Source organism: Ruegeria sp. AL3 (assembly GCF_056536065.1).
Genome location: NZ_JBQFJG010000001.1, coordinates 1,256,032 through 1,270,110, shown reverse-complemented (window position 1 = coordinate 1,270,110; position 14,079 = coordinate 1,256,032). Strand labels below are relative to the sequence as shown.

Annotated in this window: 12 protein-coding genes; 5 read left to right on the top strand and 7 right to left on the bottom strand. The window is 58.5% G+C overall.

Annotated features, from left to right (window positions below):
- Positions 1-149: 149 nt before the first annotated feature.
- Positions 150-1,442: a nicotinate phosphoribosyltransferase gene (pncB, locus tag ACR3E6_RS06325; RefSeq protein WP_480486340.1), complete on the top strand. Its 1,293-nt coding sequence runs from the start codon at positions 150-152 to the stop codon at positions 1,440-1,442.
- A 77-nt stretch (positions 1,443-1,519) separates the two neighbouring features.
- Positions 1,520-2,659 (top strand): hypothetical protein, encoded by a 1,140-nt coding sequence (locus ACR3E6_RS06320; RefSeq protein WP_480486338.1) that lies wholly within the window; start codon positions 1,520-1,522, stop codon positions 2,657-2,659.
- A 14-nt stretch (positions 2,660-2,673) separates the two neighbouring features.
- Here ACR3E6_RS06320 and ACR3E6_RS06315 read toward each other — a convergent pair whose 3' ends face one another.
- The 6 genes from ACR3E6_RS06315 to ACR3E6_RS06290 all read right to left on the bottom strand — a co-directional run bounded on the left by ACR3E6_RS06315 (position 2,674) and on the right by ACR3E6_RS06290 (position 10,175).
- Positions 2,674-4,125 (bottom strand): aldehyde dehydrogenase family protein, encoded by a 1,452-nt coding sequence (locus ACR3E6_RS06315; protein ID WP_480486336.1) that lies wholly within the window; start codon positions 4,123-4,125, stop codon positions 2,674-2,676.
- Positions 4,126-4,158: 33 nt separating this feature from the next.
- Positions 4,159-5,757 carry an ABC transporter ATP-binding protein gene (locus tag ACR3E6_RS06310; RefSeq protein WP_480486334.1) on the bottom strand — a complete coding sequence of 533 codons (1,599 nt, stop codon included), beginning with the start codon at positions 5,755-5,757 and terminating at the stop codon, positions 4,159-4,161.
- Positions 5,754-6,569 carry an ABC transporter permease gene (locus tag ACR3E6_RS06305; RefSeq protein ID WP_171206687.1) on the bottom strand — a complete coding sequence of 272 codons (816 nt, stop codon included), beginning with the start codon at positions 6,567-6,569 and terminating at the stop codon, positions 5,754-5,756. Before ACR3E6_RS06305 ends, ACR3E6_RS06310 begins: the two co-directional genes overlap by 4 nt.
- Positions 6,566-7,513 carry an ABC transporter permease gene (locus ACR3E6_RS06300; protein ID WP_209835187.1) on the bottom strand — a complete coding sequence of 316 codons (948 nt, stop codon included), beginning with the start codon at positions 7,511-7,513 and terminating at the stop codon, positions 6,566-6,568. The genes ACR3E6_RS06305 and ACR3E6_RS06300 overlap by 4 nt, the downstream gene beginning before the upstream one ends.
- Before the next feature lie 40 nt (positions 7,514-7,553).
- Positions 7,554-8,624, bottom strand: a complete 1,071-nt coding sequence (locus ACR3E6_RS06295; RefSeq protein WP_171637388.1) for a ligand-gated ion channel — start codon at positions 8,622-8,624, stop codon at positions 7,554-7,556.
- Positions 8,625-8,687: 63 nt separating this feature from the next.
- On the bottom strand, positions 8,688-10,175 hold the full coding sequence (locus tag ACR3E6_RS06290) for an ABC transporter substrate-binding protein (protein ID WP_480486332.1): 1,488 nt from the start codon (positions 10,173-10,175) through the stop codon (positions 8,688-8,690).
- A gap of 169 nt (positions 10,176-10,344) precedes the next feature.
- On the opposite strand from ACR3E6_RS06290, the gene panB reads away from it, so the two are divergent.
- From panB to glpK, 3 genes are all read left to right on the top strand, one after another.
- The gene (gene panB / locus ACR3E6_RS06285; RefSeq protein ID WP_171637391.1) at positions 10,345-11,184 is read left to right on the top strand and encodes a 3-methyl-2-oxobutanoate hydroxymethyltransferase; all 840 of its coding nucleotides are present in this window, start codon (positions 10,345-10,347) and stop codon (positions 11,182-11,184) included.
- Positions 11,181-12,032 carry a pantoate--beta-alanine ligase gene (panC, locus tag ACR3E6_RS06280; protein ID WP_210093641.1) on the top strand — a complete coding sequence of 284 codons (852 nt, stop codon included), beginning with the start codon at positions 11,181-11,183 and terminating at the stop codon, positions 12,030-12,032. The genes panB and panC overlap by 4 nt, the downstream gene beginning before the upstream one ends.
- 69 nt (positions 12,033-12,101) lie before the next feature.
- Positions 12,102-13,580, top strand: coding sequence for a glycerol kinase GlpK (gene glpK / locus ACR3E6_RS06275; RefSeq protein WP_480486330.1), 1,479 nt, complete (start codon positions 12,102-12,104; stop codon positions 13,578-13,580).
- Here the strand turns inward: glpK and smpB are convergent.
- Positions 13,577-14,053 carry an SsrA-binding protein SmpB gene (gene smpB, locus ACR3E6_RS06270; RefSeq protein WP_209835182.1) on the bottom strand — a complete coding sequence of 159 codons (477 nt, stop codon included), beginning with the start codon at positions 14,051-14,053 and terminating at the stop codon, positions 13,577-13,579. The genes glpK and smpB overlap by 4 nt on opposite strands.
- Between the last annotated feature and the right edge of the window lie 26 nt (positions 14,054-14,079).

Here is a 14,079-nt window from a genome sequence, read left to right as displayed (position 1 = left end):
CGACTTTCCATCCCCTCTTCTCACTAACCGGTAAAAACAATGCACAATATGCCGGTATTGTGACGTCAAACTGGCATTGTCACCAAATCAGTGACTCTTGCCATTTCCAGAGTCGATTGATCTAACTACGGAAATCGCAGGAGTTCCCCATGGTCGACATCGCGACCCGCGTCTACAATCACAAATGGAAGATTGACCCGATTGTACGGTCTTTGATCGATACTGATTTCTACAAACTGCTGATGTGCCAGTCAGTGTTTCGAAACAAGCCCCAAACAGATGTCGTTTTTTCGTTGATCAACCGGTCGAATCACGTTCCCCTGGCGCGTTTGATCGATGAAGGCGAGCTGCGGGAACAGCTGGATCACATCCGCTCTCTCAGCCTCAGCCGTGGGGAAAGCACCTGGCTGCGCGGCAACATGTTCTACGGAAAACGGCAGATGTTCCGCTCGGACTTCATGGAGTGGTTCGAGAATTTGCGCCTGCCGCCCTATCATCTTGAACGCAAAGGCGACCAATATGAACTGACCTTTGAAGGCAAGTGGCACGAGGTCATGCTGTGGGAAATTCCCGCGCTGGCGGTGTTGATGGAGCTGCGCTCGCGCGCGGTGCTGAACGATATGCGCCGGTTCGAATTGCAGGTGCTTTACGCCCGCGCGATGACCCGGGTTTGGGAAAAGATCGAAAAGTTGAGCTCGATATACGGGCTTGGGATCGCGGATTTCGGCACCAGACGGCGGCATTCCTTCCTGTGGCAGGATTGGTGCGTGCAGGCGATGATCGAAGGGCTGGGCGCATCCTTTACCGGCACTTCGAACTGCCTGATCGCCATGCGACGCGAGGTCGAGGCCATCGGCACCAATGCGCATGAACTGCCCATGGTCTATTCCGCGCTGGCCGATACGGATGAAGCGTTGGCGCAGGCGCCTTACGACGTGCTCAGCGACTGGCATGACGAACATGACGGCAACCTGCGCATCATCCTTCCCGACACCTATGGCACCAAGGGGTTTCTGGACAATGCTCCTGACTGGCTGGCGGGATGGACCGGCATTCGCATCGACAGCGGAGACCCGGCAGCGGCGGCCGAGGTTGCCATAGACTGGTGGAAAGCGCGTGGCGAAGACCCGACAGAGAAACGGATCATTTTCTCTGACGGTCTGGATGTCGAGAAAATCCAGGAATTGCATGCCCAATTCGCGGGCCGCGCCAAAATTTCCTTCGGCTGGGGAACCTTGCTGACCAACGATTTTCGCGGGCTTGTTCCCAATGACGCGCTGGCGCCGTTCTCATTGGTCTGCAAAGCGGTATCGGCCAATGGCCGCCCGACGGTGAAACTGTCGGACAACCCGGAAAAGGCGATGGGTCCGAAAGACCAGATCGAACGCTACAAGCGGGTGTTTGGTGTCGGTGCGCAAGAAGCCATAAAGGTTGTGGTTTAGCCCCTATAACCCTTTAGCAAAAAAAGTCTATCGTGTGCTAAAATACCCAAATAGCTACTAATATTTGGAGTACGAAGATGGCAGGCATTGAGAATCCCGTTTCACTTGAAACTGCATTAATCGAGCGTGACGAACTTGGGCTGCATACAGTTGCTGCGTACTTGATCAGCCGAGCGTCAGCACTGACTACCCCGAAGGATGCCTTCGAATATACTTTGCCAGAAGAGGACACTGCTGAACTTGGCTTCAGAGATGTTGCAACCTTTCAACAATTGGACGGACGAGTGCCCCTGCCTTCTGTACCTGGTCCAGACGAGGATTCCGCCAATGAACAAGCCGTTTCCGCGCCAATCAGCTACTACGATCAGCTAGCGGAGTTTATCGAGCGGGCCGAAGAGTCAGGTACAGTTCCAGACGTTCTGACTGCAGTCAAATATGGTCTTTCTGCCCCAAGCGACATTGTCAGAGTGGCGGCACTCAGTTCAGGTATGAAATTATTTCAGCTGCCTTCGTTGACCCCGTTGACTCGGTTCGAGTGGTTTGCACAGAGGTTCGACAACCTGTCAGATTTGACACGCGAAGTTTACTCGGCTCTCTTTCTAAGCCTCGGATCAGAGCCGTCCGCGCTGCCGATGAGGTTTCCGCAGCCGCCCGAGCCGGGCATCAGGGGCGATATTGGGCTCACACTGGTCCACGGTACTCATTTTGACATCAACTCAGATCCAGACTGGTATTATCCCGGAACCGGAGACCTTCACACGTATATTGCGCCACATCGCAGCGACATTTTCTCTGGAGCTGACTTCTTCGAATGGGAAGGGCGTTGGTCGGATCGTGGTCGTGATATTGCAGCAAAAAATTTTTCGACATGGGTACGGTACCAAGGTCTTGAAGGTTGCGATGTCGTCACTCACAGCCATGGGGGTAATGTCGTCATGAAAGCTGCAGAATCTGGCTTGAAACTGCGCCGGGTCCTGTTTCTGAGCTGCCCGGTGCATTGGGACAAGTACAACCTACTACATGGAAACATCACCCAAGCTTACGCGGCGCGAGTCAGGTTTGACTTCGTCGTATTAGCTGATTGGGGCGCGCAGAAGTTCCCGAGTTCTGCAAACTTGGTGGAACAACGGCGAGTCGGAAGCTTTTTTGGCAGCCACTCGGACACACGCAAGTCAGAAACCTGGCAAAGTGACCAGATTGAGAACATGCTGACTTGAAAGACCTTAAAACGCTAACCGTGAAACGCGGCAACTGTCTTCAACTGTGAAAAGCCGTACAAAGCTTCAAACCCTTTTTCGCGGCCATGGCCGGATTTTCCCACCCCGCCAAATGGCAGTTCAACGCCGCCGCCTGCACCGTAGTTGTTTATGAAAACCTGACCCGAGTGCAACGCTTTCGCCAACCGCATCTGTCGCGCACCATCCCGCGTCCAGACGCTGGCGACCAGGCCGTATTCCGTACTATTCGCTATGGTCAGAGCCTGTTCTTCGGTGTCAAACGGGATCAGAACCTGGACGGGGCCGAAAATTTCGTCCTGTGCCAACTGATGATCTGGCGGCACGTCCGCAAACAAAGTGGGCCGGACATAGGCTCCGGTTTCTGGAGCGTCATCGACAATCTGTCCCTGCGCATCGATCGTCAGGTCCGTGGCTGTTTTCAGAAAGCCGCTGACAATCTGTCTCTGCCGGTCCGAGATCAACGGTCCAACGCGCAGATCCTGCATCGCCGGGCCGACCGTCAGTTCTTCATAGGCCTTGGCCATGCGCGATCTGACCTGCTCATAGACGCCCCGCTGCACCAGGATGCGGGACGAGGCCGAACAGGTCTGGCCCGCGTTTTGGACACCCGCATTCACCAGAAACGGCAGCGCTGCATCCAGATCGGCATCGTCAAAAACCAATTGCGGGGATTTCCCGCCCAGTTCCAGCGTCACGGGCACCACGTTGCGTCCCGCCGCCTGCTGCACAAGGGCCCCGGTGGCAACCGAACCGGTGAACGAGATATGGTTGACTCCCCGATGCCCCGACAGCGCCGCACCCGCCTCGGCCCCCAGACCGGGCACGACGTTCAATGCTCCGGCTGGCAGCCCGGCCTGTTGCGCAAGATGGGCAAAGGCCAGCGCGGTCAGGCAGGCCTCTTCCGCAGGTTTCAGAACACAGGCGTTGCCCATGGCCAACGCCGCCCCGACCGAACGTCCGATAATCTGCATCGGATAGTTCCAGGGCACGATATGGCCAGTCACCCCATGCGGTTCGCGCAGGGTATAGACGGTGTAGCCATCGAGATAGGGAATGGTCTCACCCATCACCTTGTCGGCCGCGCCGCCGTAGAACTCGCAATAGCGCGCCAGGGCGACCGCGTCTGCCCGGGCCTGCGTCAGCGGTTTGCCGACATCCTTCGCCTCAAGCCGCGCCAGATCGTCCACCCGTTCCAGCACCAGCTGGCCCAGCCGGGTCAGGATGCGGCCGCGTTCCAACGCCGTCTTTCGCCCCCAATCACCATTCAACGCAGACCGGGCAGCTTGTACCGCCGCGTCGATATCCGCCTCGGACCCTCGGGCGATCCGGCAGATCTCGGTCCCGTCCGAAGGGTTGATCAAGGGCAGGCTGTCGCCCGCGGCCGCCCGGATCCAGCGCCCGCCGATCAGGCACAAGGTGGGATCAAACCAAATCTTCTGGGTCATTTTGGGCCTCCAATCAGGCTCTAACAAGGAACTCTACGCCGTCAGCGGCCTTATCTCGGGCAACCGGGGCGCGGCGGCAATCAGGGTTTGCGTATAGGGATGTTGCGGGTTTTCGAACACCTGCTTGGTCTGACCCTGTTCGACGATCCGCCCGGACTGCATCACAAGCACACGGTCGGTGATCGTGCGGACAACGCTCAGGTCATGGCTGATGAACAGATAGGTCAGGTCATAGGCTTCGCACAGGTCAGCGAGCAGATCGAGGATCTGAGCACGGACCGAAACGTCAAGCGCCGAAACCGCCTCGTCGAACAGGATCAGATCGGGCCGGATGATCAGGGCGCGTGCAATGGCGATCCGTTGTCGTTGCCCGCCCGAGAATTCGTGGATGTATTTGCCCGCATCATCAGGGCCGAGGCCCACTGCCGTCAGAATTTCCGAAATCCGGTCCTGGCGTTCTGAATCCTTTGGTGGCGTTTCCAACAGGTGAAAGGGTTCAGTAATCAGGCGCGCGACACGGTGGCGGGGATTGAAGCTGCCATATGGGTCCTGAAACACGACCTGCATCCTCCGACGCACGGCAAGGTTGGGCCTGTGGCCGGTGAAAACCGGCTGACCATCCAGCATAATCTGACCGGATTGGATATCCTCCAACCCTAAAATAGCACGTGTTAGGGTCGATTTTCCACAACCTGACTCGCCCACCAGCCCCAACCGCTCCCCTCGGTTGAGGGTAAAGCTGACGCCATCCACCGCGCGGTGGTGGCGCGACGCGTCCAGCAGACCTTTGCGGGGAAGGCGGTAATCTCGGACGACCTGCGAAACCTCCAGAAGCGGGCGTTGCTGTGTAGGTTCAGGCAGGGTGACCTGATGACCCGAAGCTTCGAACAACATGCGGGTATAGGGGTGCTGCATATCTCGAAACAGGTTTCGGGTCGCGCCACTTTCGACGACCTCGCCGTGACGCATGACGGCAATCTGATCGGCCATGTCCGAAACCACAGCCAGATCATGGGTGATCATCAGCAGCCCCATGTCGTATTCGCGCACCAGCCCCTTGAGAAGGTCGAGAATCTGCGCCTGTGTCGTGACGTCCAGCGCTGTCGTCGGCTCGTCCGCGATCAACAGCCTGGGGCGCAGAGCGATGGCCATGGCAATGACCACGCGTTGCCGTTGCCCGCCGGACAGTTCGTGCGGATAGCGGGAAAGGGGGAACCGATCAGGTGGCAGGCCAACGCGGGTCAGCACCTCTTTGGCACGGGTCCCGGCCTGAGCAGGAGGCATCGCCTTGTGGATCAGGATCGTCTCCATCACCTGATCGCCGACGGTTCTTACCGGATTGAGCGCTGTCATCGGTTCCTGAAATACGATCCCCACGGACGCGCCGCGCAAGGCGCACAAATCGGGCTCTGACCGTGTCAACAGATCCTGACCGTCCAGCCAGATCGCACCTTCCGTGCTGGCCCCATGCGGCAGCAGTTGCATCACCGCCAATGCGGTCATCGATTTGCCCGAGCCGCTTTCACCCGTCACCGCCACGATCTGGCCGGGGTCGATCGACAAGTTGACCTGTTTCAGGATTGGCATCCCGTGGATCGTCAGCGACAGGTTTTCAATCTGCAACAAACTCATGCCCGCGCCACCCTGATCCGGGGATCCAGCCAGTCCCGCATTCCGTCGCCCAACAGGTTCAGACCCAGCACCGTGACGATGATCGACAGACCCGGAATCAGAGCCAAATGCGGGGCAAAACTGACCATCGTCTGTGCGTCTGCCAGCATCCGGCCCCAGCTGGGCGTCGGAGGTTGAGCGCCCAGACCGACATATGACAGGCCCGCTTCGGCCAGAATGCCAAGGCTGAACTGGATGGTCCCCTGCACGATCAGCAGATTGGCCACGTTGGGCAGAATATGCTCAGCTGATATCCGCGCGGCCCCTTTGCCCGACACACGGGCGGCGAGGATGAACTCTCTCTCCCAAAGCGACAAAGCAGCCCCGCGGGTGATACGGGCAAAGACGGGGATGTTGAAAATACCGATCGCAACAATGGCGTTGATCGCTCCGGCGCCATAGACGGCCGTGATCAGGATGGCGATCACCAGCGAAGGGAAAGCGAAGACCAGATCGTTGCCACGCATGATGACCTCATCCAGCCATGAGCCTTTGCGCGCGGCCGCTGCCAGGCCAAGAGGAACGCCGATTGCCATGCCAATGCCGACGGCCACCAACGCCACCGCAATCGACGTACGCGCACCGACCATGATCATCGAGAACATGTCGCGGCCGAAATGATCGGTTCCAAACCAATGCTGCCCGTTTGGTGGCTGCAATTTATTGGGAATGTCCAGCGCGGCATGGTCGTAAGGGGTCCAGATGAACGAGACCAACGCGGCCAGAACCACCAGCGACGACAACAAGGCCCCAAGGATCAGGTTCCGGTTCATGTCCTGCTCCTCAGTCGTGGGTCCACGGCCGCATAAGCAAGATCGACAAGGAAATTGACCGTTATCACAGCAAAGACCAGCAGCATCACGACCGATTCCACGACGATGAGGTCTCGGGCAGAAATGGCCTGAAACACCAGCCGCCCGAGGCCCGGCAGATAGAACACCTGTTCGATGATGATCGACCCCGCCAGCAGAAAGGAAAACTGCAAGCCGATGATGGTCAGAACCGGAATCAGCGCATTTCGCACCCCATGCCGCCAAAGGGCCTGACGACGGGACAGGCCCTTGGCCCGAGCCGTGCGCATGAAATCCTCACCCAGAATGTCCAGCAAGGCCGACCGCATGACCCGCGCCAGAATCGCCGCCTGTGGCAAGGCAAGAGCCACGGCAGGCAGGGTCAGGGAATGCAGGCCGGCCCAGAGCCCACCGTTCCAACCGACAAACCCGCCTGCATTGAACCAGCGCAGATTGATGGCGAAGATCAGCACAAGCATCATCGCGAACCAGAAGTTCGGGACTGCGATGCCAAGCTGCGTCGCCCCCATCACTGCAAGGTCCCCCGGTTTGCCCCGACGCGCAGCGGCATAGATTCCGGCGGGAAAGGCGATCAATGTGGACAGCGTCAGCGCGTAAAGCGCCAGGGGTAACGACACCCACAGCCGGTCAGCGATCATCTGCGACACTGGTGTGCGATAGGTGTATGACGTGCCGAAATCGCCCACCAGCATGCCGCCAACCCAGTGGAAATAGCGCTGTATCTTTGACCCATCCAGGCCCAGCTCGGCCCGCAGCGCCGCCAGCGTGTCCTCCTGCGCATTGACGCCCAGCATGAACGATGCCGGATCACCTGGGGCAACCTCGATCACGGCGAAGATGACCACCGAGGCGACGGCCAGGCTGACAAGCAAGGAAATCAGTCGTTTGAGGACGTAGCGGAGCATTGGCACCACGTTAGAGTCACATCAGGCACGGGTCCAGCGTCTAAGGCACCAGAAGGAAAGCGGAAACCGCATAGGCAACGATCGCGGCATAGCCCAGTGGATAGATCCACTTGATCGCATAATTGTCCAGGGTGCGCGCCGCCCCCTCCTTGCCGGACACTTTCAATCGTCGCAGCGCGACGTTGAACACGATCAGCGCCCCGGTCATCAGGAACATGCACTGAAGGACAAAATCCAGAAAAGTCAGATAACCCAGCTTGGGCAGATCTGCGGATATTGCCCAGTTGAACGCGACAAAGACCAGCAAGTTGCCGCCCGCAATCTCGATCCTCCGGCGGTATTCATCCAGAAAAAACAGCGCCCAGCCGACCGAGATCAAGACAAGCATCGGCAGGAAAACCCGAATGACGTAATAGGTCAGATGTCGATTGCCCTCAAAAACAAGCGCGACCTGATCGCTTTCTTTCCCGGATAGACCCAAGACCCTGGATGTTTCCAACCGTGCATTGTTCAGAATCCATTCTTCTTCGCCCAGCTGATCTCCGAGGCCCGAGAATTCGTTCAACGGATGGTAAGTGACGTATTCAGAGGGAAAGACCGAAACCACCTCGAAATGAAACTCCTGCGTGTCGAACGGGTATTTTCGGAAATCGAAATGAGGCGCCTGGAGTGTAAGAGACGATTTTTCGACATACAGCACCCGCCCGTCGTAACGCAGGGATGCGGCGGATTCGTGGATCCACTTGTTGGACTGCTGATTGTGAATGACAAAAGCCGGCAGAACGGACCCGATACTTGCCGCATAATTGGCAAGGTCGGGTGGGTTGAAGACCCTGATATCCCTCCCCAGTTCCTCAGGATCAAATGCCAGCGCGGGATCGGTCCATTCCACCCGCAAGACAACAACCGCGCCATAGTTTTCGGCCTTTTGATCAACACCGGTGATCTGGTCGATGCGAATTCCGATCCCAACATTCAACGGATTCTCGGGCGTTCCGGGCAGGGCATCCATCCGACCCCCCAACACATTCTGCGCCGTGGCCGCGATCGAAGAACCGAACACCAGGAAGAAACCTAAAACCAAGACGGGAATGGCACGGAGCAAGAACATACGTGAGAACACCCTGACACAAAGGAAGGCCCGGGCCGCCCGGCGCGGCCCAGGGCTGTAACATTACTCGGACCAGCTGATCTGAGTCAGATCGATTGCGGCGGTGGGCGCGTTCTCCCAAAGGCCCTGAACGCCGACTTTCGCAACGCCCAGTTTGGCCAACTGGAACAGGTAGCCATTGACATAGTCGCTTGCGATCAGGCGCTGCGCCTCACCCAGCAAACGGGTGCGTTCTTCGGGGTCGGTGGTGGTGTTCAGAGTGTCCATCAGCGCCTGAAAATCCGTGCTGTCATACTGAAAGTAATAATCAGGCCGCGCATAAATGCCGATATCCATAGGCTCGGTATGGCTGACGATGGTCAGACCGAATTCCTTGCCCTTGAACACGGATTCCAGCCATTGGGCCCATTCCACATTGATGATCTCGGCGGTGATGCCGACCTCGGCCAGCTGCGCCGCTATGATTTCGCCCCCACGACGGGCATAAGACGGCGGCGGCAAATGCAATGTGGTCTCAAACCCATTTTCGAATCCGGCCTCTGCCAGCAACTCTCTGGCTTTTTCGGGGTCGTAAGCGGATTGCGCGGTCAGATCGACGTAGGCCGGATTGTGCGGCGCAAAGTGGGTTCCGATCGGCGTGCCATAGCCAAACATTGCGCCGTCGATGATCGCCTGCCGGTCAATCGCATGGGCCAATGCCTGACGAACAAGGATATCATCAAACGGAGGCTGCTTGTTGTTGGTGGACAGGATCGTCTCACCTTCGGTCGACCCCACCAGGACCTGAAAGCGCGGATCGGCCTCGAACTGGGGCAGGTTTTCCGGCGCCGGGAAGTTGTCAAACACGTCGACATCCTCGGCCATCATGGCGGCAAAAGCGGCGGTCGGGTCCGAGATGAACTTGAACGTCGCAGTCTCTAATGTGGGCTGTTCGCCCCAGTAATCGGAATTTCGGTTCAGCGTGATACTGTCGCCCTGCACCCAGTTTCCAAAGGTATAGGCACCGGTACCAACCGGGTTGGTCTTGATGTTGCCTATGCTTTCCGGCGCGACGATGACCGCATCCCCCCAGGCCAGGTTGAACAGGAAATTTCCGTTCGGTTCTGACAGGGTGACTTTCACCGTCAGCGGGTCGACGACCTCGACGGTTTCGATACCGGCAAACAGGGCCTTCTGCGCGTTGGCGCTGTCTTCCGCGGTTGCGCGGTCAAGGCTGAATTTGACATCCTCGGCGTCCATGGTGGTGCCATCATGGAAGGTCACCCCGTCATGCAGGTTAAAGGTATAGACCGTCCCGTCTTCGGAAATCTCCCAGCTTTCCGCCAATCCGGGCACGACCGAGCCGTCGCCCATGAAACGTGTCAGGCCTTCGAAGATATTGGTGTAAACCACCGAGTCGATGGCTTGCGCCGCGGCGCTTGTCGGGTCCAGATGCGGAGGCTCAAGCTGCATCGCAATGGTGATGTCCGACTTGGCCAAAGCCTGCGTGGCAAGCAGGCTGGCCCCCACGGCCAGGGTCGAAGCAAAGGTCCGGAACAGGAATTTTGTCATGTGAACTCTCCCTACTGAAACGGGTTGTGCCCTTGTTTTCAGGGCCATTTTACTGACAGTCTTCCTGTAAACCTCAGGTCAATCAAGGGAATGTTCGCGCAACCGGGGTTTCTTCGGCCCCTCCCGATCTGCTATGCCGCACTGCAACATAATACTGCAGGAGCGATCCATGAGCGCCACCGCCCGCAAGAAAGCCCCGAACGCCGAGGACATTCGCGCCCGAAAAGGCGGCGAACCTCTGGTCTCTTTGACCGCCTATACCACGCCAATGGCGCGCCTGATGGACGCCCATTGCGATTTCGTGCTGGTCGGTGACAGCGTCGGCATGGTGCTGCACGGGCTGGAATCCACGCTGGGGGTCACGATGGAGATGATGATCCTGCATGGTCAGGCCGTATCACGCGGCCTAAAAAGTGCGATGATGGTCATCGACATGCCTTTCGGAAGCTATGAGGAAGGCCCGGCACAAGCCTTTCGTAACGCCGCACGCCTGATGGCGCACACAAATGCAGGCGCGGTCAAACTGGAAGGCGGGGTGGAAATGGCTGAAACCATCCGCTTTCTGGTGAAACGAGGCATCCCGGTGATGGCTCATATCGGACTGACGCCGCAGTCGATCAACACGCTGGGCGGCTACAAGGTGCAGGGCCGTGACGATCAGGCTGAAGCCGTCATGGCAGACGCCCGCGCCGTAAACGAGGCTGGTGCGTTCTCGGTCGTTCTGGAGAAAGTGCCCCAAGGTCTGGCGAACCAGATCACCGAAGAGATTGCGATCCCGACCATCGGCATCGGTGCATCTGCGGGGTGTGACGGGCAGATTCTGGTCGTGGACGACATGGTTGGCTTTTTCACCGCCTTCAAACCCAAATTCGTCAAACGCTATGCCGAGCTGGGCCCGTTGGCGGAAGCAGCCATCGCAGAATACGCCGCCGAAGTCCGCGCGCGGACCTTCCCGGCGGACGAACATGTCTTTGCCGATCAGGCTCCGGCCAAAGGACAAAAGACATGACCGCACCGATTTTGCGCTCTCTGGCCGAGCTGCGTGCCAACACCACCACATGGCGCCGAAACGGTGAGGGGATCGGCGTGGTTCCGACCATGGGTGCGCTGCACGAGGGGCATTTGTCACTGGCGCAGGCTGCGAAACAGGGCTGCGACCGGGTGATCGTGACGATTTTTGTGAATCCCAAGCAGTTCAACAATCCCGAAGACTTGGCAAATTACCCCCGCACCGAACATGAAGACGCCCAAAAGCTGGCCCCGTATGGTGTGGATGCGATCTATGTACCGGACCCGCAGGAAATCTATCCGGAAGGTTTTTCGACGACGGTATCGGTTGCCGGTCTGACCGACGTGATGGAAGGCCCATTCCGCCCTGGACATTTCGAAGGCGTGGCCACGGTGGTCGCCAAGCTGTTCCTGCAAACACAGGCGGATCGAGCCTATTTCGGGGAAAAAGACTATCAACAGCTGCTGGTTGTCCGCCGGATGGCGCGCGATCTGAACATCGCGATCGAGGTGATCGGCTGCCCGACTGTCCGAGAACCTTCGGGCCTGGCGATGTCGTCGCGCAACCTTCTTCTTTCCCCCCAAGGGTTGAAGATCGCAGAGCAAATGAACGGCGTCATGCGTCAGGTGGCGGACGATCTGGCCAAGGGAGCAGACTTTGCCATGCTGGCGCAGGAGGCCAAGGAAACCCTGCTGAAGGTCGGGTTCACCGAAGTCGAGTATATCGACCTGCGCTGTGCCGAGACGCTGGAAAGCCTGTCCAGCGCAAGTCAACCCGCCCGCCTGTTCGTCACGGCCTGGGCCGACGGCGTCCGCCTGATCGACAATATTCCTGTCAATCCGGCCTGATTTCTGCACTGGCCCCTTCGCCATTGTTTGCGCTAAAGTCCGGCAAAACGATACCGGGGGAGAGCGGAAATGACCCATATTCTGGCAATCGATCAAGGCACCACATCCTCGCGCGCCATTCTGTTTGACGCGCAGATGCGGCCTGTTGGCACCGCCCAGCAGGAGTTTCCTCAGCACTTTCCGCAGGAAGGCTGGGTTGAACACGACCCCGAGGATATCTGGTCAAGCGTTCTGCACGTGTGCCGCGAGGTGATGGAGACCACCGGTGTTTCAGCGGATCAGATTGCCGGTATCGGCATCACCAACCAGCGCGAAACGACGGTTGTCTGGGACAAACAGACCGGCAAGGCCATCCACAATGCCATCGTCTGGCAGGACCGACGCACTGCCGATATCTGCGCGCGCTACAAACAGGCCGGGTGCGAGGATGACGTCACAGCTCAGACCGGTCTGTTGCTGGATCCTTATTTCTCGGGCACCAAGGTCAAATGGCTGCTGGATACCGTTTCGGGCGCCCGCGAGCGCGCAGAAGCCGAAGACCTGCTGTTCGGCACGATCGACAGTTTCCTGATCTGGCGGCTGACCGAAGGCCGTGTTCATGCAACCGATGCCACCAACGCCGCCCGTACCCTTTTGTTTGACATCCACAAAGGCACATGGAGCGCCGAGATTTGTGACCTGCTGGATGTGCCCCTGAACCTTTTGCCCGAAGTGAAGGATTGCGCCGCGGAATTCGGAACCACCACTTTGTTCGGCGGCGACATTCCCATTCTGGGCGTTGCAGGCGACCAGCAAGCCGCCACCATCGGGCAGGCCTGTTTCCAGCCCGGTATGATGAAATCAACCTATGGCACGGGTTGCTTTGCGCTGCTGAACACCGGCGCGCAACCGGTTCAGTCGAATAACCGCCTGCTGACGACGATCGCGTATCAACTGGACGGCCGGCGAACTTATGCGCTGGAGGGATCGATCTTTATCGCGGGGGCCGCAGTGCAATGGCTGCGCGACGCGTTGCAGATAATCGACGCGGCGCCACAAAGCGGCGAACTGGCGGCTCAGGCCGATCCGAACCAGCATGTGGTGCTTGTGCCCGCCTTCACCGGCCTCGGCGCGCCTTATTGGAAACCTGACTGTCGCGGGGCGCTGTTTGGGCTGACGCGCAATTCCGGCCGGGCCGAGATTGCCCGCGCCACGCTGGAAAGCATCGCCTTCCAGACCCGCGACCTGTGGCATGCCATGCAAGGCGACTGGGGCGCCGATGCCGATGTCATCCTGCGCGTCGATGGCGGGATGGCCGCGTCCGATTGGACCATGCAAGGCCTGTCGAACTGTCTCGGCGCGCCTGTGGACCGCCCCGTCATGCAAGAGACGACCGCCCTTGGCGCCGCATGGCTGGCAGGCATGAAAGCCGGAATTTATCCCGATCAGGCCGGGTTTGCGGAAACATGGGCGCTGGATCGCCGGTTCGAGCCAACGCAGGAACAATCCGAACGCGATGCGGCCTATGACCGTTGGCAACTTGCGGTACAGGCTGCGATGGCGTTCTAGCTGTGGTCTTTCAACAAACGCTGTTTCTGCCGTGACCAATCGCGTTTGGCTTGGGTTTCGCGCTTGTCATGGGTTTTCTTACCCTTGGCGATGCCGATCTTAATCTTGGCCAACCCCTTGTGGTTGAAATACAAAACCAACGGCACCAGCGTCATGCCCTTGCGCTGGGTTGCATTCCACAAATCGGACATCTGTTTGCGGGACACCAGCAGCTTGCGACGGCGGCGTTCTTCGTGCTTGAACACCTTGGCCTGCTCGTATGGCGCGATATAGCTGTTGACCAGCCACAGCTCGCCGTCATCGACGGCGGCATAGCTTTCCGCGATGTTGGAGCCACCCGCGCGCAGGGATTTGACCTCGGATCCTTGCAGAACGATACCGCATTCGATGTCTTCCTCGATCGCATAATCGAAGCGGGCGCGCCGGTTTTCGGCGATCACTTTGTAATTCGGGTCTGTCTTCTGCTTGGCCATGACGGGTTGATTTAGGCGGCTTGCGC

Coding starts and splice junctions, on each gene's coding strand:
- pncB (WP_480486340.1), top strand. CDS start 150: ATGGTCGACATCGCGACCCGCGTCTACAATCACAAATGGAAGATTGAC.
- ACR3E6_RS06320 (WP_480486338.1), top strand. CDS start 1,520: ATGGCAGGCATTGAGAATCCCGTTTCACTTGAAACTGCATTAATCGAG.
- ACR3E6_RS06315 (WP_480486336.1), bottom strand. CDS start 4,125: ATGACCCAGAAGATTTGGTTTGATCCCACCTTGTGCCTGATCGGCGGG.
- ACR3E6_RS06310 (WP_480486334.1), bottom strand. CDS start 5,757: ATGAGTTTGTTGCAGATTGAAAACCTGTCGCTGACGATCCACGGGATG.
- ACR3E6_RS06305 (WP_171206687.1), bottom strand. CDS start 6,569: ATGAACCGGAACCTGATCCTTGGGGCCTTGTTGTCGTCGCTGGTGGTT.
- ACR3E6_RS06300 (WP_209835187.1), bottom strand. CDS start 7,513: ATGCTCCGCTACGTCCTCAAACGACTGATTTCCTTGCTTGTCAGCCTG.
- ACR3E6_RS06295 (WP_171637388.1), bottom strand. CDS start 8,624: ATGTTCTTGCTCCGTGCCATTCCCGTCTTGGTTTTAGGTTTCTTCCTG.
- ACR3E6_RS06290 (WP_480486332.1), bottom strand. CDS start 10,175: ATGACAAAATTCCTGTTCCGGACCTTTGCTTCGACCCTGGCCGTGGGG.
- panB (WP_171637391.1), top strand. CDS start 10,345: ATGAGCGCCACCGCCCGCAAGAAAGCCCCGAACGCCGAGGACATTCGC.
- panC (WP_210093641.1), top strand. CDS start 11,181: ATGACCGCACCGATTTTGCGCTCTCTGGCCGAGCTGCGTGCCAACACC.
- glpK (WP_480486330.1), top strand. CDS start 12,102: ATGACCCATATTCTGGCAATCGATCAAGGCACCACATCCTCGCGCGCC.
- smpB (WP_209835182.1), bottom strand. CDS start 14,053: ATGGCCAAGCAGAAGACAGACCCGAATTACAAAGTGATCGCCGAAAAC.